Raw genomic sequence first — 19,458 nt, 5'->3', positions numbered from 1 at the left:
GGATGCGCCCCACGGCACAGGGCCGTGGGGCGCGCGGGAGGCCGGTCAGGACGTCACGTCGGAGACCCTCCACCGTTGATTGGAGCCGGAGTTGGGCTGCCACGTCCCGACGGCGGCGCCCTCGTTCGTGGCCTGCCCGCCGACCTCCAGGAGACGGCCGGTGCCCGCGTTGACGAGGGTGTACGTGCCGTCCCCCGTCGTCGAAACGAGCCACTGCGCGGCCGCGTCCCGCTCCCCCGTGTCGGCCTCGACGACCGGCACACCCTCGCGCACGGCGAGCCGCTTGCCGTCGGCGGCGCTGGTGAACACATACCGCCTGCGGTTCGCGGGCCCTTCCCCGCTGATCCGCGCGAGCCGCCACCGCTGGCCGGGCGCCCCCGTACCCGACCTGATGACGAGCGTGCCCCCGCCGTCGGCGACCGTGAGGTCCTTGCCGCTCTGCACACCCGTCAGCTCGTAGGTGCGTCCCTGGCGCAGCTCGGCGGCGTCCTTCGCCACCCCGGACACACCCTTGACCACGAACGTGGTCACCGACTGGGCGGGCACCGTGAAGCTCGCCCTGCGGCCCGTCACCGTCACCGGCGCCCGCTCGTCCAGCTTGCCGTCCGTGCTGGTCACGACCGGGGTGACGGTCGCGCCTCGGCGTACGGTCGCGAACTTCGACAGGTCGAGCGTCACCGTGCGGGCGCTCGCGGTGCCGTTGACGTGGACGACGGTGGCGCCGGTGCCGCCGCGGGTGACGGCCGCCGTGCTGTTGGTGTCGTCGGTCTTGACGAGGTGGTCGCCGGGCCGGATGTAGTGGGTGAAGTTCCGCGCGGTGTCGAACTTGGTGTTCGTGTAGACGGGGCAGGTCTCCAGGGTGTCGTCGGGGCCCGCGCTGAAGGAGACCTGGACCTCGCCCCAGTTGCCGCCCTTGGCGGACTCGCCGCCGGGCTTCATGTTGTCCCAGTCCTCGACGGGCTGCCAGAACACCCAGGCGCTGGGCTCCAGATCGCGCAGGTCGTCGACGATGTGCTGGGCGAGCCCGAGGCCGGGCCGCATGTCGGTGAAGGACTGGCCGTCGCCCCAGTCGCCCTCGACCTCGCTCATCCACAGCGGCTTGCCCTCGGCCTTGGCGAGGTCACGGACGGAGGTGCGGCCGCCGGTGCCGTACGTGTGGACGTTCATCTGGGCGACGCGGTCCTTCACGTCGGCCGGATAGCTGGTCCAGTTGGTGACGAAGGTCGTCGGGTTCGTCTCGTCCATCGCGGAGACGACGGCCGTCGTGCGCGCCTTCTTCAGCGCGCCGTCGAGCGCGGTCACGATCTTCTGCTGGAGGGCGGGCCCGATGTGACAGCCCTCCTGACGGCCGCCCGTCGGATTGCCGTCGGCGCCCAACTTCGTACCCCAGTAGTTGGTGTTGGGCTCGTTGCACGGGTCGACGGTCTTCACCCTGACGCCGTGCGCCTTCTCCAGACGCCGGGTCGCACCGGCCAGGTAGGTGGCGAACTCGTCGACGGACGCCTCCTTCAGCTGTTCCTTCGACGCGTCGAAGCCGCCGGAGACATAGCCGCTGACCGTCATGAACCAGGGCGGCGAGTTGGAGAACGTCTCCCAGTGGGTGATGTCCTTCTTGATGCGGTCGACCCACCAGCGCTGGGTCGCGTCGGCGTCCTCGTTCCAGTGGTCCGCGTCGTCCGGGTCCCACCAGTCGGTGTCGGTGCGGGTGGTGCCCTCGGGCGCCTGCCACCAGCCCTCGACGGCGCCGCCCGCCCGCAGGTAGTCGGGCACGTCGGGGGCGTTGCCGCCGCCGATGTTGTAGCGGGCGATGTTCAGGGCGAGGCCGTCCCGCCCGAAGACGAGGTCGGCGATCCTCTCGCGGATCTCGTCCGGGTAGTGCCCGGTGGCGTTCGCGAACCAGACGAGGCTGGTGCCCCACCCCTCGAAGCGGTCGTGCCGGTACGAGGGGTCGGGGGTGACCGTGACCGTCGCCGTGGTGCCTGTCTCGGTGTCCGCCGCGGCGACGAGCCGTGCGGCGGAGATCTGGGTTCCGGCCGCCGCGGCCGTGGCCGCCGCGATGCCGATGAACCGTCTGCGGGTCAAGCGCGCCAACGTGTGCTCCCGGTGTGAGTGGGGTGTCGTGGTGCTCGGTCGGAGTGGTTCCAGGAGTCGAGCGGCTGCTTCAGAACGGCGACTTGACGGGGGGCCAGGACGAGTTCCTCACCGGACGGGCCGACGAGTACGTCACCGGTGAGCCCCGGCAGCGCCACCCGCTCGTCGCTCCGGTTGACCAGGAAGAGGTAGCGGTGCTCGGCGTCACGCCGGACGACCTGCTCGACCAACCCCCGCGCGTGCTCCGGGAGTTCGCTGCGCACGCCGGCGGGCGCGAGCAGTTCGGGCAGCAGCACGGTCAGGCCGTCGACTCCGAGGCGGGTGGAGACGTACGAGGCCGAGCCGCGGCCGGTGCCGCGCCGGGTGACGGCCGGGCGGGTCGCGTACGTGCCGGTGCGGTAGCCCGCGAGGACCTCGACGTCTGTGTTGGTGACGGAGATCCGGTCCGTCCACAGGCTGCCGGTGGTGCCGTTGTCCAGGTCGACGGTGTCTCCGTCGAGGAGCGGTCCGAACTCCTCGATGCGGATGCCGAGGACGTCGCGCAGCGCGCCCGGATAGCCGCCGAGCCACACGTGGTCGTTCTCGTCGACGATCGCGGAGAAGTACGTGGCGACGAGGTGGCCGCCACCCTCGACGTAGCGGGTCAGGTCCTTGGCGAGCGGCTGCGGCATCACGTGCAGGACGGACGCGATGACGACGTCGTACGCGGACAGGTCGGTGCCGTGCGCAGGCACCACGTCGGCGCGGATGCCGAGGCGAAGCAGCGCCGAGTACCAGTCGAGTGCCTCGCGGTGGTAATCGAGGCGGGAGCTCGGGTGGGAGTCCTGCTCGCTCGCCCACCAGGAGTCCCAGTCGAAGAGGATCGCGACGCGGGCGGGTTCGCGCCCGCTGCCCGCGATCGGGGCGAGCGCGCCGAGGGTGGCGCCCAACTCGACGACGGAGCGGAAGAGTTCACTGTCGGCTCCGGCGTGCGGGAGCATCGCGGAGTGGTACTTCTCGGCGCCCGCGGCGGACTGGCGCCACTGGAAGAAGCAGACGCCGTCGGCGCCGTGCGCGACGTGCAGCAGCGAGTCGCGCGCCAACTCCCCTGGTTTCTTGGGCAGGTTGACGGGCTGCCAGTTGACGGCGCTGGTGGAGTGCTCCATCAGGAACCAGGGGCGGTGTCCCGCGATGCCGCTGGTGAGGTTGGCGGAGAAGGACAGCTCGTCGCGGGCCTGCGGGCCGGGGATGACGTAGTGGTCGTTGGCGACGAAGTCCACCTCGCCGGCCCAGTCCGCGTAGTCCATGCCCTTGGTGCCGGGCATCACCATGAAGTTGGTGGTGACAGGTGTGTCCGGGGTCAGCTCGCGCAGGATCTCGCGCTCGGCCAGCAGATGGTCCTTGAGCGCGTCCGACGAGAACCGCTTGAAGTCGAGCTGCTGCGTCGGGTTGGGGTGCGAGGCGGCGAGCCGCGGCGGCAGCAGCTGCTCCCAGTCGCTGTAGCGCTGGGACCAAAACGCCGTTCCCCAGGCGTCGTTGAGGGCGTCGAGCGTGGTGTAGCGGCGGCGCAGCCACAGGCGGAAGGCGCGGGCCGCGTCGTCCGAATAGTCGTAGACGTTGTGGCAGCCCAGCTCGTTGTTGACGTGCCAGGCGACCAGGGCCGGGTGGTCGGCGTAGCGGGACGCGAGCCGGCGGACCAGGGTGAGGGCGTGCCCGCGGAAGACGGGCGAGGTGGGCCGCCAGTGCTGGCGGGCGCCCGGCCACAGTGTCTCGCCGCTCGCGGTGACCGGCAGGATCTCCGGGTGCGCGGCGGTCAGCCACGGCGGCGGCGAGGCGGTGGCGGTGGCCAGGTCGACGCCGATGCCGCCCGCGTGCAGCAGGTCCATGACCTCGTCGAGCCAGCCGAAGTCCCAGGTGTCGGCGGTGGGCTGGAGCCGCGCCCAGGAGAAGATGGCGAGGGAGACGACGTTCACGCCGGCCTCGCGCATCAGCCGGATGTCGTCCGCCCACACCTCCCGCGACCACTGCTCGGGGTTGTAGTCGGCTCCGTAGCCGAGGCGCCGGGTGCCGTCCGAGCCCTTCGCGTACGGGAAGCGGGAGGTGAGGGGGGCGGTCATGCACGTCCTTCCGGGGATGCGGTCACGAAGAGGGGGCGCGGGCTACTTCTCGACGGTGAAGCCCTGATCGGTGCCGTACTTGGCGGAGGCGTCCTGCCAGGACTTCAGTCCGGCGGTGAGCTTGGTCGAGGAGACGTACGCCTTGCCGACGGTGTCGTTGAAGACCGAGTTGGCGTACACCTGGAACGGCAGGTACTTCCAGTCGGTGGGCACGGTCTTCGCGGACTCGGCGAAGATCTTGTTGGCCTTCTGGCCGCCGAAGTACGGGAATTCGGTGTTCTGGAACGAGGAGGAGTTCAGGTCCTTCGTCGTCGCGGGGAACGCGCCGTTCTTGACGCGGGTCTGCACGCCCGCGCCGGAGTTGGCGTACTCGACGAAGGCGTAGGCGAGCTCCTTGTTCTTACCGAGCTCGGGCAGGGCGAGGGAGCTGCCGCCGTTCTCGGAGCTGGTGTTCGCGCCCTTCTCCCACTGCGGCATGGGGGCGACGCGCCAGTCCCCGGACGCGCCCTTCACGCCGGAGGCGAAGTTGGCGGGCATCCAGGCGCCGGTGGGCAGGGTGGCGATGGTGCCGTCGCCTAGGCCCTTGTACCAGTCGTCGGTCCAGCCGGTGACGGGCGAGACGAGCTTGTCGTCGATCAGCTTCTGCCAGGTGTCGGTGTACTTCTTGGCGCCAGGGTCGGTGAAGTCGATGCCGACCTTGGTGCCGTCGACCTTGTACGGGTGCGAACCGGCCTGCCACAGCAGGCTGGTGGTCAGGCCCGCGTCGCCGACGTCGCTGGTGATGTACGCCTTCGGGTCCGCCTTGTGCAGCTTGCGGGCGGCCTCGACGTACTCGTCCCAGGTCGTCGGGACGGCGATCTTGTGCTTGTCGAAGACCTTCTTGTTGTAGAAGAGCGCCATCGGTCCCGAGTCCATGGGCAGGCCGTAGACGCCGTCGCCGGACTTCACGGAGTTCCAGGGGCCCGGCGAGTACGAGTCCGCCAGCTTCTCGGCGCCGTACGCCTTGAGGTCGTCGATCTGCTTGGTCAGGGCGTACTGGCCGAGGGCGTAGTACTCGATCTGCGCGACGTCGGGGACGCCCTTCTTCGCGGAGATCGCGTTCGACAGGGCCTTGTACTGGTCGTTGTTGGTGCCCGCGTTGACCAGCTTGATGTCGACCTTCGGGTGCTTCTTCTCGAAGTCGGCGGCGACCTGCTTCAGGGTGGGTTCCCACGCCCACACCGTGACGGTGCCGCCCTTCTTGAGCGCGGACTCGATGTCGGCCGAACCGACCTTCTTGTCGGCGGACCCGTCGTCCTCCGAGCCGCCGCAGGCGGTGGCACCGAGGGCGAGGACACACAGGAGACCTATGCCGCGCAGCACGCGGCGGGAGTTCTTGGGCATGGGCATGCTTCCACTTCTTCGTGGTCCTACGGAGGGTGGGGTGAGCGGGGTCTACTCCTTGACGCTTCCGGCGGAGAGACCGGACTGCCAGTACTTCTGGAGCAGCAGGAACGCGGCGATCAGCGGCACGATGGTGAGCAGCGAGCCGGTGAGCACGAGATGGGGGATGGCCTCGCCGCCGGCCGTCTGCGCCTGCTTGTTCCAGGAGTCGAGGCCGAGCGTGAGCGGGTACCAGTCGGGGTCCTTCAGCATGATCAGCGGCAGGAAGTAGTTGTTCCAGGTCGCGACCGTGGTGAAGAGCAGGACGGTGACGGTGCCGGGCGCGAGCAGCGGCAGCGCGACCTGGAAGAAGGTGCGCAGCTCGCTCGCGCCGTCGATGCGGGCGGCCTCCATCAGCTCGGTGGGGATCGCCTCGGTGGCGAACACCCACATCAGATAGAGGCCGAACGGCGAGATCAGCGACGGGATGACGACGGCCCACGGGGTGTCGGTGAGGCCCATCTTGCTGAACATCAGGAACGTGGGCACCGCGAGCGCCGTGCCCGGCACCGCGACCGCTCCGATGACGACGGCGAACACGGCGCGCTTGCCCGGGAAGGCGAACTTGGCGAGCGCGTACCCGCCGAGGACCGCGAGGAAGGTGGCGCCGCCCGCGCCCACCACCACGTACAGGAGGGTGTTGAGGAGCCAGCGGCCGAAGACGCCGTCCTGGTACGTGAAGGTCTCGGCGATGTTGTGCCAGAGGTCGAAGTCCGAGTCGAACCAGAGGCCGAAGGAACGGGCCAGGCCCTGCGGCGACTTGGTGGCGCTGATCAGGAGCCACACCAGCGGCAGCAGGCTGTAGACGAGGACGACGCCCGTGAGCACGGTCAGCAGGACACTGCGTCGCGGACGGCGTGACATCGAAGGTCGGCGGGGTGAACGCAGGCGCGGGGCCGCGGACTTGAGCGGTGCGGAGGTCCGCACGGAGGTGGTGGTGGTCATCACGCTCACGCTCCCTTGCGCATGCCGCGCAGCTGGACCACGTAGGCCACGATCATCGTGATCACGCCCATGACGATGGCGACCGTCGCGGAGTAGTTCTGCTGCTGACCCGCGAAGGACAGCGAGTACGTGTAGTAGTTCGGGGTGTAGTCCGTGGTGATCGCGTTCGGGGTGAGCTTCTGGAGGATGGCCGGCTCGTTGAAGAGCTGGAAGCTGCCGATGATCGAGAAGATCGTGGCGATGACGAGGGCGCCGCGGATCGCCGGGAGCTTGATGGCGGTGATGACGCGCCACTGCCCGGCGCCGTCGATCTCGGCCGCCTCGTACAGGGAGTGCGGTACGACGCGCAGCGCGGCGAAGAAGATCAGCATGTTGTAGCCGACGAACTCCCAGGTCACGATGTTGCCGAGAGAGGCGAGGACCAGGTCGGCGGAGAGCGGGTCGGGCAGCTTCGTGCCGAACGCGTCGCCCAGGTCGCCGACCAGGCCGTAGCGGGTGCCGTACATGAAGCCCCACATGAGGGTCGCGACGACGGCGGGGACCGCGTACGGCAGGAAGACGGTGATCCGGAAGAAGTCCTTGCCGTAGAGGCGGCCGCTGTCGATGGCGAGGGCGACGAGCAGGGCGATGCCCAGCATGACCGGCACCTGGATCAGCAGGAAGAGCCCGACGCGGCCGACCCCGGCCCAGAACTGGGCGTCCTGGAGCGCCTGTTGGTAGTTCTCCAGGCCCACGAAGGTCGTGCCGCCGATGAGTTGTGTACGAAACAGGCTCAGGTGGACCGAGTAGGCGAGCGGCGCCAGGAAGACCAGGGCGAAGACGAGCACGAAGGGGCCGATGAACCCCCAGCCCGTCCACGAGCGGCGCCGCCCCAGGGCGACCGGCGGTTGCAGCGTGGTCATCTCGCGTCCCTCACTCGTCCGTGGATCACAGGTCGCGATGTTTGCGTAAACATCCTTGGGCGTGAAGGGCCCGGCAGCTGTTATGTTTGCGTAAACATTCGGTGGCGGCATGTCTACACTGCCCCGAGGAGGACGGTCAAGAGTCGGTGAGGGACACGGTGACAACCCAGGAGAGCGCCCCCCAGCGCGGCAGGCGCCGTACACAGAACGCGTCGATGGCCGACGTCGCCCGCGTCGCGGGCGTCTCGTCCCAGACGGTGTCCCGCGTCTCGAACGGCTTCCCCGGCGTCAACGAGGAGACCCGCGAGCGGGTCCTCGCCGCGATGAAGGAGCTCGGCTACCGGCCCAACAGCGCGGCGCGGGCGCTGAAGCGGGGCGACTTCCGCACGATCGGCGTCATCACGTTCACGCTGTCCACGACGGGCAACATGCGCACGCTGGAGGCCATCGCCACCTCGGCCGCCCAGGAGGGCTACGCGGTCACGCTGCTCCCGGTCGCGGTGCCCACGCAGGACGAGGTGCGCGGCGCGTTCTCCCGCCTCGGCGAGCTGGCCGTCGACGCGGTCATCGTCATCATGGAGGTCCACCTGCTCGACTCGGCGCGCCTTTCCCTGCCGCCACACGTGAAGGTGGTGGTCGCCGACTCCGACGCGGGCGACCGGTACGCGGTGGTGGACACGGACCAGGCGGGCGGCACCCGCGACGCGGTGCGCCACCTTCTCGACCTCGGCCACCGCACGGTCTGGCACCTGGCGGGCCCCTCCGAGTCGTTCGCGGCGCAACGCCGAACGGGCGCCTGGCGCGCGGCACTTGAGGACGCGGGCCGCGCCGTCCCGCCGCTCGTACGGGGCGACTGGTCGGCCGAGTCGGGCTACCGCGCGGGCCTGCGCCTGGCCGAACAGGCCGACTGCACCGCGGTGTTCGCAGCGAACGACCAGATGGCACTCGGACTGCTGCGGGCCCTGGAGGAGCGCGGGCGCAAGGTCCCCGAGGACGTGTCGGTCATCGGCTTCGACGACATCCCCGACTCGGGCTCGTACCAGCCCCCGCTCACCACGGTCCACCAGGACTTCGCCGAGGTCGGCCGGCGCTGCGTCCAGAGCGCGCTGCGCCAGGTGCGGGAGAGCGAGGCGGAACAGGGCACGACGCTGGTGCCGACGCGGCTCGTGGTGCGGGAGAGCACGGCGCAGGCGCGGCGGGGGTGAGCCCCGCCGGGCGGATCAGACCGTGACGCCGAGGCCCTCCACCACGACGGCGCCCGGGAGTTCGGCGAGCGCCTTGCCCGGCACGATCAGCTTTCCGCGGCGCGTGCCGCTGCCGATGAGGACGTGCGGGAGGTCGACGACGGCCGCGTCCACGAGAACCGGCCAGTCGGCGGGCAGGCCGATCGGGGTGATGCCGCCGTACTCCATGCCGGACTCGCCGGTCGCGGTGTCCATCGGGGCGAACGAGGCCTTGCGGGCGCCGAGTTGGCGGCGCACCGCGCCGTTGACGTCGAGCTTCGTCGCGGACAGCACGACGCACGCCGCGAGGGTGGTCTCGCCGCCGCGCTTGCCCGCGACGACGACGCAGTTCGCGGAGGTGGCGAGCAGGTCGGGGCCGTAGTGCTCGACGAACGTCGCGGTGTCGGCCCACTCGGGATCGGTGTCGACGTGGATCAGGTCCTGCGCGGGCACGGTGCCGCGCCAGGCGCGGACGGCGTCGGCCACGGGCCGGGTGAGGAGGTCGAGGGCGTCGGGGGCCGCGAGGACGTGGTCGAAGGTTCCGATGGGTGCGCGCATGGCGGCACGCTAACAGCCGCCGCCCCGGCGCCGACCGGGCGTCTCAGCGTACGAAAGGCACCGACACGGCCATGATCATTTCAACGTCCTCGGTCCCGTCGTTGCGGTAGGAGTGCCCGGTGCTCGCCTCGAACGAGACGCTGGCGCCCGCGGGCACCGCGTGCGGGGCGCCGTCCACGACGAGGGTCAGCTCGCCGGCCGTGACATGGACCAGTTCGACGGTGCCCTGCGGGTGCGGGTCGGAGTCGCTGCCCTCACCGGGGACGAGCCGCCAGTCCCACATCTCCAGCGGGCCCTCGGCCTCGGTTCCGGCGAGGAGCCGGTTGTAGCTGCCGGCGTCCGTGTGCCACAGGCGTACGGCCTGATCCGCCGTCACGATGCGGACGTTGGGGCCCTGTTCGTAGTCGAGCAGCGTGGTGATGCTGACGCCGAGCGCGTCGCCGATCTTGACGACGGTGCCGATGCTGGGGTTCGTGCGGGCCTGCTCGATCTGGATGAGCATGCCGCGGCTGACGGCCGCGCGGGCGGCGAGCGCGTCGAGGGTGAAGCCGCGCTCGGACCGCCAGTGCTTGACGTTGCGCGCGAGCGCCTGGTTCAGGAGATCGAGATCCGCCACGTTCCGTCCAGGATAGAGACTGATAGAGACTGCGGGACATTATTTTGGATGACAGTGTTCAGTTTGTTGAACTACGGTGTGGTGCACCAAAGCGTCCAGCAAACTGTACTGCGAGGTTCGGCATGACAGCACTCTTCGCCCTGGCCACGAGTCTCATGTGGGGGTTGGCCGACTTCGGGGGCGGGCTGCTGACGCGACGCACCCCGGCGCTCACCGTGGTCGTCGTCTCGCAGGCGATCGCCGTGGTCGTGCTCGGCGTGGTCGTCGTCGCCACGGGCGCGTTCTCGGAGGCGGGGCCGCAGCTGTGGTTCGCCGTCGCCGCGGGGCTCGTCGGACCGGTCGCCATGCTCGCCTTCTACAAGGCGCTCGCCCTCGGGCCGATGGGGGTCGTCTCGCCGCTCGGCTCGGTCGGGGTCGCGGTGCCGGTGGGGGTCGGGCTCGTGCTCGGGGAGCGGCCGGGGGTGCTGCAGTTCGCGGGCATCCTGGTCGCCGTCGTGGGAGTGGTCCTCGCGGGTGGGCCGCAGTTCAGGGGCGCGCCGGTGCAGCGGCAGGCGGTGCTGCTCACGTTGCTCGCGGCGTTCGGGTTCGGTGCGGTGATGGCGCTGATCGCGGAGGCGTCCACGACGCTCACCGGGCTCTTCCTCGCGCTGTTCGTGCAGCGGGTGACGAACGTCCTGGCGGGCGGGGGCGCGTTGTACGTGTCCTGGAAGCGGGGTGGGCGGGTGCTGCCGGAGGAAGGTGGCTGGCGGCTCATCCGGGCGTCGCTGCCGGCGTTGGCGTTCGTCGGGCTCGCGGATGTGGCGGCCAACGGTACGTATTCGCTGGCCGCTCAGGCGGGGCCGGTCACCGTGGCGGCGGTGTTGGCGTCGTCGTACCCGGTGGTGACGGCGCTCGCCGCGCGGGCGGTGCTCAGTGAGCGGTTGCGGGGAGTGCAGGCGGCGGGGGCGGGGCTGGCGCTGGTGGGAACGGTGCTGTTGGCATCGGGTTGATGTTTCGGCGGACGTGGTTCCGCTCCCGGGGCTCCGCCCCGGACCCCGCGCCTCAATCGCCGGCGGGGCTGAAATTGCCGAACCGGCGTCGCACCCTCGGGGCTCCGCCCCGTACCACCGCCCATCTCCCACCCACCCGCCCCCTCCGGGGGCTTCGGCCTCACGGGGTGCCGGCCAACGCCTTGAGCAATCTGCCGCCAGGACAGCTCCCGACCCATGACGGTCGACCCCACCCGCCTCGGGCACCCTGCCCCCGTCAAGACTCCCCACCCATGACGGTCAACCGCCACCCGCCTTGCACAATCTGCCGCCACCACGGCTCCCCACCCGTGACGCTGAGGGCCGCCCCGCCCGGAAGCAATCCGCCACCCACCACGGCTCCCCACCCGTGACGGGAGAGTGCCGCCCCGCCCGGAAGCAATCCGCCATCCTCCACGGCTCCCCACCCGTGACGGGAGAGTGCCGCCCCGCCTTGGGCAGCCCGCCACTCCGCCCCGGACCCCCACCCGTGACGGCAAGGTGCCGCCCCGCCTTGGGCAATCTGCCGCCTAGGGCGGCAGGGTGGGCAAGGCGGCCCCCGGTGCCGCGCAACAAGAACGACGGACCCGGCCCCGACGAGGCGAGAAGTCACGCTGCCGCGCAACAGGAACGACGACCCCGGCCCCGGCGAAGCGAGAAGCCACGCTGCCGCGTGCACAGGGCCGGTTCGGCGCCGGGCACGGGTAGGCGCACAAGCCACGGCGCCGCGGGAAACAGACGGGTCAGACGCGGTAGCGGCGCAGCGCAGGCGCCGCCATGGCCAGAACCAGCATCGCCAGCACCACCAACAGGCCTCCCCCGGCGACCGCCGACCGCGCACCGAAGGCCGACCCCGCCGAACCGTGCAACACATCCGCCAGACGCGGCCCGCCCGCGACAACCACTGTGAACACCCCCTGCATACGGCCCCGCATCTCGTCCGTCGCCGCCGACAACAGGATCGCCCCGCGGAACACCATGGACACCATGTCCGCGATTCCGGCCAGGGCGAGGAAGACGACCGCGAGCCACAGACTCCCGCTCAGCCCGAACCCGGTGATGGCGAGGCCCCACGCCACGATCGCCCCGATCACCATCCACCCGTGCCGCTTCGCCCGCGAGAACGTCCCGGAGAACAGTCCCCCGAGCACCGCCCCGATCGGGATCGCCGCGAACAGCAGCCCGAGCGCGAGCCCCTCCCCGTACGGCGCGTACGTCTGATCGGCGAGCTGCGGGAACAGCGCGCGCGGCATGCCGAACACCATCGCGATGATGTCCGCGAGGAAGGACAGCAGCAGCACCTTGTGCGTGGACATGTAGCGGAAGCCGTCGACGATCTCGCGCACGCCCGCCCGCTTCGTCGCCGCCGCGACCAACGGCGGCAGGGACGGCAGCCGGTACACCGCCCACACGGTGACGCACAGCGCGACCGCGTCGATCAGGTACAGCTCCGGCAGCCCGATGACGGGGATGAGGACACCGGCGAGGAGCGGGCCGACGACCTGGCCGGTCTGCATGACCGTCGAGCCGAGCGCGTTGGCGGCCGCCAGTTGGCTCTCTGGCACGAGCCGCGCGATGGACGCGTTGCGGGCCGGCGCGTTGAGGCCCCAGAACGCCTGCTGCATCGCGAGCAGCACCATCAGGACGGCCACCGAGTCGAGCCCGGATATCGCCTGTATCCAGAACAGCACCGACGTCACGGCGATGCCGGAGTTCGTGATCAGGAGCAGCTTGCGGCGGTCCATGTGGTCGGCGATCGCGCCGCCCCACAGCGCGAACACGACGAGCGGCACGAGTCCCGCCATGCTCGCTGCGCCGACCCACGCCGAGGACCCGGTGATGTCGAAGATCTGCTTGGGCACGGCGACCGCGGTGAGCTGGCTGCCGACGGCCGTGACGATGGTCGAGGACCACAGGCGGCGGTAGGCGGGGATGCGCAGGGGCCGGGTGTCCATGGCCCAGCGGCGCCAGCCGCGCGGCTTGGCCTCGGCCTCCGCGCCGTCGGTGCCGCCGGTGGTTCTGCTGTCGTCGCTCGTCTCGCTCGTGTCCACGGCTTCCCTGGTTGCTCGCTACATCTATCTGGTCCGGGGTTCAGTGTCCCAGGCGCCGTCGTCGAGTTCGGACAGAGCGAGCAGTTGGTCCGGCGTGACGCCCTCGGGTATCGCCCGCGGCGCCGGCGTCCTGAGCGGCGGCTGCCAGCCGGACTCCGCGTCCCAGCTCCGTACGACGCGTGCGGGCGCGCCCGCGACCACCGCGTGGTCGGGCACCTCACCGCGCACCACGGCCCCGGCCGCGACCACCACGTTCCGGCCGATGCGGGCGCCCGGCAGGATCACGGCGCCGGTGCCGATCCAGCAGCCGGGCCCGATCTCGACCGGTTCCATCCGGGGCCACTGCTTGCCGATGGGCTCGTGCGGATCGTCGTACGAGTGATTGGTGGAGGTGATGTAGACGTACGGGCCCATGTAGACGTCGCTGCCGATCCGCACCGTCGTATCGGCGATGACATGGCTGCCGCGGCCGATCACGACGCCGTCGCCGAGGGTCAGGATGGGGTCCTGGCCGAGGTCGAGGTCCGGCATCAGGCCCGCGGTCAGGGTGACTTGCTCGCCGATGATGCAGTGCGCGCCGAGCCGGATCCACGGTTCGCCGAACACCGTGCCCTGGGGGAACGCGAGCTTCGTGCCGTGCCCGATCGCGCCGAACCGGTGCCCGCCGGGCTGCCGCGCGGTGACCGCGCCCTTGCGCTGCACCCAGCGCCAGCCGGCCTGTACGAGCCGGTGCGCCGGCCCACCCTTGTCGTTCCGCTTCTTCGGCACGGCGTCACGTTACCCACGCGTACAGACCACCCCCACCTCGACGACCTGTGATCTTCGCCCCACGGGTACCTTTCCCTTGGCGCGACGCATGCATGACACGTACGACACGTAGGGAGCACAGACCTCATGTCCCACGAGGCACTCGTCACCGGCATCGGTGACAAGGAACCGAAGGTCGACCCGGAGGCGTTCGTCGCCCCGACGTCCGTGGTGATCGGCGACGTCACGCTGCACGCGGGGGCGAGCGTCTGGTACGGCGCGGTGCTGCGGTCCGAGGTCGAGCCGATCACGCTCGGCGCCGACAGCAACATCCAGGACAACTGCACGGTCCACGTCGACCTCGGCTTCCCGGCGACGATCGGCGAGCGCGTCTCCGTCGGCCACAACGCGGTGCTGCACGGCTGCACCGTCGAGGACGACTGCCTGATCGGGATGGGGGCGACCGTGCTCAACGGCGCGGTGATCGGGGCGGGTTCGCTGGTCGCGGCGCAGGCGCTCGTGCCGCAGGGCATGGTGGTTCCGCCCGGGTCACTGGTGGCGGGCGTCCCCGCGAAGGTGCGGCGTGAGCTGTCCGCGGAGGAGCGGGAGATGGTGACGCTCAACGGGACGCATTATGTGGGGCTGGCGAAGGTGCACAGGGGTGTGCACGGGTAAGCCTTCAGCCTGCGACGGGGTTGCGGTCTCGGGGCTCTGCCCCGGACCCCGCTCCTCAAACGCCGGAGGGGCTGGAACTGACCGGCTCCACCTCAGGGGCGGCCTTCTCCTCGTGTTCCGCCGCCATCTTCGCCGCGCGGCGCTTCACGAGGAGCATCGAACCGATGCCGATCAGGACGGCGATGGCCAGGCCCACGTAGGAGAACCTCTTGAGCCAGTCCTCCGCGACCACGCCGACGTAGTAGATGACGGCGGTCGTGCCGCCGGCCCAGACCACGCCGCCGAGGACGTTCGCGATGAGGAACTTCCAGTACGGCATGTGCAGGACGCCCGCGAGCGGTCCGGCGAAGATGCGGAGCAGGGCGATGAAGCGGCCGAAGAAGACGGCCCACATGCCCCACTTCTCGAAGGACCGCTCGGCGGTGGCGACATGTCCGGGACCGAAGTGCTTGGGGAACTTGCGGCCCATCTTGGCGAGCAGTGGGCGCCCGCCCTTGCGGCCGATCGCGTACCCGATGGAGTCACCGATGACGGCGCCCGCGCTGGCGCAGGCGCCCAGGACGAACGGGTCGACGTCGCCGTGCTGCGAGGACAGCAGGGCCGCCGAGATGAGCACGATCTCGCCGGGCAGCGGGATGCCGAGGCTCTCGACTCCGATCACCCCGGCCACCAGGGCGTAGACGGCGACCGCCGGAATCGTGTCGAGCCATGCCTGGACGTGCATCGACGTCGCCTCCCGTACCCACCAGATTTCTTGCCTGTGCCCGGCGCGCGCTCCCCTCCGGTACGCGCACGCCGGGCAGCCTACCTGCTCCCTATGACGCCGCCGCGTCCCACAAGGTGCAGTGATGCGCACGATGAACGTCCGTCGAGAGCGTGATCCCGCCCACACCGGCCGTCCTCAGGGACAACACCTGTCCCGGTGCCCGCCGCTGGTCGGGCATGGCGGGCGCGCCGTCGGCCTTCGGGGGGCCGCCCCTGATGAAGGAGCCCCAGTACCGCACCATCCGGTCGGCGAGCGCCCGCTGCTCGGCGTCGAGCGGGGAGTCGAGGCCGAAGTGCTTGAAGAGGTACTGCACCTCGTTGACGTGCGTGGCCCCGAAGTCGAACGTCCTGCCCGCCTCCCGGATCGAGGCGAACGGCGGTGAGGTGCGGTCCGCGAACTCGTACGCGTAGACGGGCGGCCCGCTCCCCGCGAGCCGCTCGTCGAGGCGGAGTGCCGGGCAGGCCATGAGCTGGTCGCCCTGGGCGGCGGCGTAGGCGTGGGTGGGTGACGCGTGGTCGGAGAGGGGGTACGCGCGCAGGGCCTGCTCCCCTGTCGTCTTCCCGTAGGTGTCGGTGAGCGCCTTCGGGTAGGCCTCGGCGGTGAGCGGTTTGCCCTGGCCGTCGTACGCGCCGTACGCGAAGAGGGTGCCCTCGTCCTTGTTGGCGCCGTTGAGGACGGGCACCTTCGCCGAGCGGCCCGCGGCGATCGCGGCGGCCGGCTGTTCGGGCAGGAAGCGGCCGCCGGTCACGGGCGCCCAGTCGAATCCGGCCTGCGCGTCCAGGATCTCCTTGGCCGACTTGCCACGCAGGCACGCGACCGTGTCCGCCGCCGCGGCGCATCCGGCCTTCTCCGCGAACCGCGCTCCCTCGGCGATGGCGGCACGGTGTGCGCGGGCCGCGCAGTCCCCGTACGCGCCGGACTGGATGATTCCCGCCCGGAACAGGCCGCGCCCGGTCGGCGACGCGAGCTGGGTGCACACCGAGCGGCCGCCCGCGGACTCGCCGGCGATCGTCACGCGGTCCCGGTCGCCGCCGAAGGAGCCGATGTTGGCGCGCACCCAGCGCAGCGCCTGCTGCTGGTCCTGGAGGCCGAAGTTGCCGGAGACCCCGTCGGACGCCTGCTTGTCGAGGCCCGCCGCCGCGAGGAAACCCATTGCTCCGAGGCGGTAGTTGACGGTGACGACGACCGTGCCGGTGCGCCGTGCGAAGGTGTCGGGGACGATGTCGGCGCCCGCGCCGGCGGTGAGCCCGCCGCCGTGCAGCCACACCATCACGGGCCGCCCCGCCGAACCGTCCGGCGCGTACACGTTCAGGTCGAGGCAGTCCTCCGTGTGGGTCGGCTTCTCGTATCCCGGGTCCCAACTCGACGCCTGTACGCACCTGTTGGAGAAGGCGGTGGCGTCGCGCACGCCGCGCCAGGACTGTGCGGGACGCGGCTCCCGCCAGCGCAGCTCGCCGACGGGCTGCTCGGCGTACGGGATGCCGAGGAACTGCCGCCCCTCGCCGGTGTGCTCGCCGCGCACCCAGCCGGAGGTGGTGCGCGCCAGCGGGTCCTCGGACCGTTCGGTGGCGTGTGCGGGCAGCAGGGCCGCGGCGGTCAGCGCCACCACGGCCGCGAGCACCACACGTATTCGACCGCGCCTCATGTCACTTCCCCCTCTTCCGCTCGATCACCACGTCCGTGCGCTGGAGCAGGTCACCGGCCGATGCGCCGAGCCATACGGCTCGCCTGCCGGTGCCGAGGACCCAGCCGTGCCGCTCGCCGTCCCACGAGGAGAGCGTGCGGGGCGCGACGCGCACGGTGACCCGCCGCCGCTCCCCCGCCTCAAGCTCGATCCGGCGGTACCCGCCCAACACCCGTACGGCCTGGTCGACTTCGAGATCCGGCGACGGGCCGACGTACACCTGCGGCACGGCGATCCCCGCCCGCCGCCCCGTGTTGCGCACGGTGAAACCCACGTCCAGGCCGCCCCCGGACGCCCAGCGCGCACTCAGCCCCTCGTACGCGAACGAGGTGTACGACAGGCCGTGCCCGAACGGGAACAGCGGCTCCACGCGCTGCGCGTCGTACCAGCGGTAGCCGAGGTGGATGCCCTCCGAGTACTCCTCGACGCGGTTCACGCCCGGGTAGCGGCGCGGGTCCCCGGACATCGGGTGGGTGGCCTCGGAGGTCGGGAAGGACTGGGTGAGCCGGCCCCCGGCGTCGCAGTCCCCGTACAGGACGGCGGCGGTGGCGGCCGCGCCCTCCTGGCCGGGGTAGTACATCTGGAGCACGGCGCCGACCCGGTCGAGCCACGGCATGGTGATCGCGGAGGAGCTGTTGAGCACGACCGTCGTACGGGGATTGGCCCGCGCCACCGCCGCGATGAGGGCCTCCTGGTGGTCGGGGAGCGCGAGCGAGGTGCGGTCGGAGCCCTCGGTCGCGTCCTCGTAGGCGAAGAGCACCACGTCGTCGGCGCCGCGCGCGGCCCGGACGGCCTCGGCGACATCCGCCGCCCGCGTCGCCCCGGTCACCCGGCGCAGCCGGAACGTCTGCCCCTTGGCGCCGCCCTTCGCCGTGATCTTCAGCCGGTGCGAACCGGCCGCCAGGTCAAGGGACTTGCGGCGCACCGAGAGGCCGTCCGGTGCGGCGGAGACGAGGCCGCCGCTGAAGTGCTCGGCGCTGCCGGGCAGTTTGGGGAACAGTTCGGTGCCGTCGAGCAGCACCTTGGGCCGCTCGCCCGAGTGATGGATGACGAAGGTCCAGTCGTCGGACTCGTCGACCGTGAGCGTCCCGTCGTACGACCAGGTCTTCCCGGCCGCGACCTGCCGCTCCTCCAGGTCGGCCGCGGGGGCGAGCGCGCCGCCAGGCAGGGCCTTGCCGTAGATGTCGGCACCGAGCGCGTAGGTGGTCGAACCGCCCTTGCGCGCCCGGGACTTGATGGCCCCGTACGGGCTCTCGGCGTGGTCGGGGACGACGTGCGCGCTGCCGCCGCCGCTGACGAACGGGAGGTAGCCGGTGGGCCCGAGTACGGCGACGGAGCCGCCCTCGGGGAGCGGCAGGGTGCGGTCCCGGTTGTGCAGCAGGGTCGCGCCCGCCTTGGCGACGTCGAGGGCGACGGCCGCGCCCGCCGCCGCGTCCCGGCCGGGCCTGGGCGGCACCTTCCCGCCGAGCAGCCCGAAACGGTCCATCACCGACAGGATGCGGCGCACCGCCCTGTCCACCTGCGCCTCGGGCACCGTGCCGTCCCGGACGGCCTTCTTCAGCGCGGCGCCGAACGCGTCCTCCCCCGGCATCTCCATGTCGAGGCCCGCGGCCATTCCGGCGACGGTGGTGTGCGCGGCGTACCAGTCGGTCATCACCCAGCCCGCGAAGTGCCACTGATCGCGCAGAATGCCACCGAGCAGCTCCTTGTTGTCGCAGGCGTAGGTGCCGTTGACCTTGTTGTACGAGCCCATGACCGAGCCGGCGCCGGCCCGGACGGCGGCCTCGAAGCCGCGCAGTTCCAGCTCGTGCATGGTCTGCCCGTCGGCCCGCACGTCGACCGAAGTGCGGTGCTTCTCCTGGTTGTTGAGCGCGAAGTGCTTGACGGTGGCGATCAGGCCCGCGTCCTGGATGCCGCCGATCTCCTCGGTGACCATGTCGGCGGAGAGCAGCGGGTCCTCGGAGAACGTCTCGAAGTTGCGGCCCGCGTACGGCGTCCGGATCAGGTTGACCATCGGCGAGAGCAGCACGTCCTGGCCGAGCGCCCGGCCCTCGCGGCCGATGACCTCTCCGTAGCGGCGGGCGAGCGCCGGGTCGAACGAGGAGGCGAGGAGGACGGGGGCGGGCAGCGCGGTGGCGTGCTTGTGGACGCGGACGCCCGCGGGGCCGTCGGCGAGGCGCAGCGGCGGGACGGCGAGGCGGGGGACGCCGGGGATGTAGCCGGCCTGGCCGAGGTCGTCCGGGTCCTGCGCGCCGTGCAGGAAGGTGAGCTTCTCGTCGAGCGTCAGCTTGCCGAGCAGTGACTCGACGCGCGGTCCGGCGCCGCGGGCGGGCGGGGCGGCCGCCCGCGCGGGGCCCGGGAGGCCGGTGGTGACGGCGGCGGCGACCATGATCGCGCCGCCCATCCGGCGCAGGGCCGCGCGTCTGGAGACCTCGTCCGCGCTGTTTCCGCTGTGGGGCATGGGCTGTCTCTCCTCGTTGCGTTCGAGCACTAAACGCACTGTGCGACAAAACGGACTTGACGCATCGTTAGACACCGCAAAACCGAAGCGGAAACTATGACTGTCGTTGACTCGTGTCAACGGATCGAACAAGAAACGCGAGGGGCGCCGACCGGATTCGGGGGGGGGCCCACGCCCGGCCCCGGTGGTTGAGCTGGGGGGACGCCGCGGGGTC

General features: G+C 71.2%; 15 protein-coding genes. 3 read left to right on the top strand and 12 right to left on the bottom strand.

Annotated features, from left to right (window positions below; translation table 11 throughout):
- Positions 1–45: 45 nt before the first annotated feature.
- The 5 genes from ACFV9W_RS23470 to ACFV9W_RS23450 are packed head-to-tail and all read right to left on the bottom strand — an operon-like array spanning position 46 to position 7,456.
- A complete protein-coding gene (locus ACFV9W_RS23470; RefSeq protein WP_385763966.1) occupies positions 46–2,091 on the bottom strand; it encodes an RICIN domain-containing protein in 2,046 nt (681 codons plus the stop codon).
- Entirely contained in the window at positions 2,079–4,187 is a 2,109-nt protein-coding gene (locus tag ACFV9W_RS23465; RefSeq protein WP_385763964.1) for a beta-galactosidase, read from the bottom strand. Before ACFV9W_RS23465 ends, ACFV9W_RS23470 begins: the two co-directional genes overlap by 13 nt.
- A 42-nt stretch (positions 4,188–4,229) precedes the next feature.
- Positions 4,230–5,570, bottom strand: coding sequence for an ABC transporter substrate-binding protein (locus tag ACFV9W_RS23460; RefSeq protein WP_385764199.1), 1,341 nt, complete (start codon positions 5,568–5,570; stop codon positions 4,230–4,232).
- 51 nt (positions 5,571–5,621) lie between these two features.
- The gene (locus tag ACFV9W_RS23455) at positions 5,622–6,554 is read right to left on the bottom strand and encodes a carbohydrate ABC transporter permease (RefSeq protein WP_385763962.1); all 933 of its coding nucleotides are present in this window, start codon (positions 6,552–6,554) and stop codon (positions 5,622–5,624) included.
- A gap of 5 nt (positions 6,555–6,559) precedes the next feature.
- Positions 6,560–7,456, bottom strand: coding sequence for a carbohydrate ABC transporter permease (locus ACFV9W_RS23450; protein WP_385763960.1), 897 nt, complete (start codon positions 7,454–7,456; stop codon positions 6,560–6,562).
- A gap of 215 nt (positions 7,457–7,671) precedes the next feature.
- On the opposite strand from ACFV9W_RS23450, the gene ACFV9W_RS23445 reads away from it, so the two are divergent.
- A complete protein-coding gene (locus ACFV9W_RS23445) occupies positions 7,672–8,661 on the top strand; it encodes a LacI family DNA-binding transcriptional regulator (protein ID WP_385763958.1) in 990 nt (329 codons plus the stop codon).
- Positions 8,662–8,676: 15 nt separating this feature from the next.
- Here the strand turns inward: ACFV9W_RS23445 and ACFV9W_RS23440 are convergent, their stop codons facing one another.
- Positions 8,677–9,237, bottom strand: a complete 561-nt coding sequence (locus ACFV9W_RS23440) for a YbaK/EbsC family protein (protein ID WP_385763956.1) — start codon at positions 9,235–9,237, stop codon at positions 8,677–8,679.
- 43 nt (positions 9,238–9,280) lie between these two features.
- Positions 9,281–9,853 (bottom strand): helix-turn-helix domain-containing protein, encoded by a 573-nt coding sequence (locus tag ACFV9W_RS23435; protein ID WP_385763954.1) that lies wholly within the window; start codon positions 9,851–9,853, stop codon positions 9,281–9,283.
- A gap of 122 nt (positions 9,854–9,975) precedes the next feature.
- On the opposite strand from ACFV9W_RS23435, the gene ACFV9W_RS23430 reads away from it, so the two are divergent.
- Positions 9,976–10,842, top strand: coding sequence for an EamA family transporter (locus ACFV9W_RS23430; protein ID WP_385763952.1), 867 nt, complete (start codon positions 9,976–9,978; stop codon positions 10,840–10,842).
- Between the two features lie 761 nt (positions 10,843–11,603).
- On the opposite strand, the gene ACFV9W_RS23425 is transcribed toward ACFV9W_RS23430, so the two are convergent.
- Positions 11,604–12,911 (bottom strand): MFS transporter, encoded by a 1,308-nt coding sequence (locus ACFV9W_RS23425; protein ID WP_385763950.1) that lies wholly within the window; start codon positions 12,909–12,911, stop codon positions 11,604–11,606.
- A gap of 24 nt (positions 12,912–12,935) precedes the next feature.
- Positions 12,936–13,679, bottom strand: coding sequence for an acyltransferase (locus ACFV9W_RS23420; RefSeq protein WP_385763948.1), 744 nt, complete (start codon positions 13,677–13,679; stop codon positions 12,936–12,938).
- A 126-nt stretch (positions 13,680–13,805) separates the two neighbouring features.
- Between ACFV9W_RS23420 and ACFV9W_RS23415 the strand changes: the two genes are divergently transcribed.
- Positions 13,806–14,333, top strand: coding sequence for a gamma carbonic anhydrase family protein (locus ACFV9W_RS23415; protein WP_385763946.1), 528 nt, complete (start codon positions 13,806–13,808; stop codon positions 14,331–14,333).
- Positions 14,334–14,388: 55 nt separating this feature from the next.
- Here ACFV9W_RS23415 and ACFV9W_RS23410 read toward each other — a convergent pair whose 3' ends face one another.
- The 3 genes from ACFV9W_RS23410 to ACFV9W_RS23400 all read right to left on the bottom strand — a co-directional run bounded on the left by ACFV9W_RS23410 (position 14,389) and on the right by ACFV9W_RS23400 (position 19,244).
- Positions 14,389–15,057 (bottom strand): DedA family protein, encoded by a 669-nt coding sequence (locus ACFV9W_RS23410; RefSeq protein ID WP_385763944.1) that lies wholly within the window; start codon positions 15,055–15,057, stop codon positions 14,389–14,391.
- 91 nt (positions 15,058–15,148) lie between these two features.
- Positions 15,149–16,744, bottom strand: a complete 1,596-nt coding sequence (locus ACFV9W_RS23405) for a carboxylesterase/lipase family protein (RefSeq protein ID WP_385763942.1) — start codon at positions 16,742–16,744, stop codon at positions 15,149–15,151.
- Position 16,745: 1 nt separating this feature from the next.
- A complete protein-coding gene (locus ACFV9W_RS23400; RefSeq protein ID WP_385763940.1) occupies positions 16,746–19,244 on the bottom strand; it encodes a beta-glucosidase in 2,499 nt (832 codons plus the stop codon).
- Positions 19,245–19,458 lie beyond the last annotated feature (214 nt).

The organism is Streptomyces sp. NPDC059897 (assembly GCF_042730865.1).
Classification (GTDB): Bacteria; Actinomycetota; Actinomycetes; order Streptomycetales; family Streptomycetaceae; genus Streptomyces.
Note: the sequence above shows the minus strand (reverse complement) of the source record. Positions and strands in the feature narration are given on the sequence as shown.

Bases quoted from the DNA above. Each gene is read 5' to 3' on its own strand.
- ACFV9W_RS23465 (WP_385763964.1), bottom strand. From the start codon at position 4,187: ATGACCGCCCCCCTCACCTCCCGCTTCCCGTACGCGAAGGGCTCGGAC.
- ACFV9W_RS23460 (WP_385764199.1), bottom strand. From the start codon at position 5,570: ATGCCCAAGAACTCCCGCCGCGTGCTGCGCGGCATAGGTCTCCTGTGT.
- ACFV9W_RS23455 (WP_385763962.1), bottom strand. From the start codon at position 6,554: ATGACCACCACCACCTCCGTGCGGACCTCCGCACCGCTCAAGTCCGCG.
- ACFV9W_RS23450 (WP_385763960.1), bottom strand. From the start codon at position 7,456: ATGACCACGCTGCAACCGCCGGTCGCCCTGGGGCGGCGCCGCTCGTGG.
- ACFV9W_RS23445 (WP_385763958.1), top strand. From the start codon at position 7,672: ATGGCCGACGTCGCCCGCGTCGCGGGCGTCTCGTCCCAGACGGTGTCC.
- ACFV9W_RS23440 (WP_385763956.1), bottom strand. From the start codon at position 9,237: ATGCGCGCACCCATCGGAACCTTCGACCACGTCCTCGCGGCCCCCGAC.
- ACFV9W_RS23430 (WP_385763952.1), top strand. From the start codon at position 9,976: ATGACAGCACTCTTCGCCCTGGCCACGAGTCTCATGTGGGGGTTGGCC.
- ACFV9W_RS23415 (WP_385763946.1), top strand. From the start codon at position 13,806: ATGTCCCACGAGGCACTCGTCACCGGCATCGGTGACAAGGAACCGAAG.
- ACFV9W_RS23410 (WP_385763944.1), bottom strand. From the start codon at position 15,057: ATGCACGTCCAGGCATGGCTCGACACGATTCCGGCGGTCGCCGTCTAC.
- ACFV9W_RS23405 (WP_385763942.1), bottom strand. From the start codon at position 16,744: ATGAGGCGCGGTCGAATACGTGTGGTGCTCGCGGCCGTGGTGGCGCTG.
- ACFV9W_RS23400 (WP_385763940.1), bottom strand. From the start codon at position 19,244: ATGCCCCACAGCGGAAACAGCGCGGACGAGGTCTCCAGACGCGCGGCC.